This is a genomic window from Moraxella sp. (assembly GCF_024227015.1).
Lineage (GTDB): Bacteria > Pseudomonadota > Gammaproteobacteria > Pseudomonadales > Moraxellaceae > Moraxella.
Genome location: NZ_JAAELD010000127.1, coordinates 1 through 730 on the forward strand (window position 1 = coordinate 1; position 730 = coordinate 730).

Here is a 730-nt window from a genome sequence, read left to right on the forward strand (position 1 = left end):
AAGGACAAGGTGAGTTACGGTGCGTATTAGACGGAATAACCACCTCCTCCCCACCATCAGAAGCCTGTTCTGTGACCTGCTCGGCAGTCTCACTCACGCCTGCCACAGCCCCAAGACTAAAGGTAATGTTTTGTACATTTTGACGTGGATGGGGTATGTTGCCACGCTCATTATTGCCGTCATCATCAGCTGAATGGTATTCAAAATGCTTTTGCATCGCTTCAGCTTGTAGGCGACGCTGCTCTTCAAGGGCGGCAATCTCTTCAGGGGTAGGAATATGAATGCGTGCCAAATCCTGCACCACATCCGATTTGATCGCCCCCAGCATGGCACGAAACAGCTCAAACGACTCACGTTTATATTCTTGTTCAGGGTTCTTTTGGGCATAACCACGCAAATGAATGCCCTTACGTAAGTGATCCATTTGGGTTAGATGCTCTTTCCAATGGCGGTCTAAGTTGCGTAACATAAAGTCCCGCTCCAAACGCATGGCACTCTCTAGCCCCATTTGTGCACGCTTATCCTCATAATGAGCAATGGCGGTGTCAATGATTTTGCCACGCAAACCTTCTTCGTCCAAACGTCTATCGGCATCAAGCCAATCATTGATCGGCATATAAAAACGAAACGCTTCTTCAATCTCATCTTCTAAGCCGTCAATATTCCACTGATCATCCACCGATCCAGGGGGTATAAACTGATTGATTAGGGCGTGATACACTTCATGATG

Annotated in this window: 1 pseudogene; it reads right to left on the reverse strand. The window is 47.5% G+C overall.

Features of this window, described 5'->3' with window-relative positions:
• Positions 1–730, reverse strand: a pseudogene (secA, locus tag GY683_RS02765) (preprotein translocase subunit SecA); the annotation flags it as partial.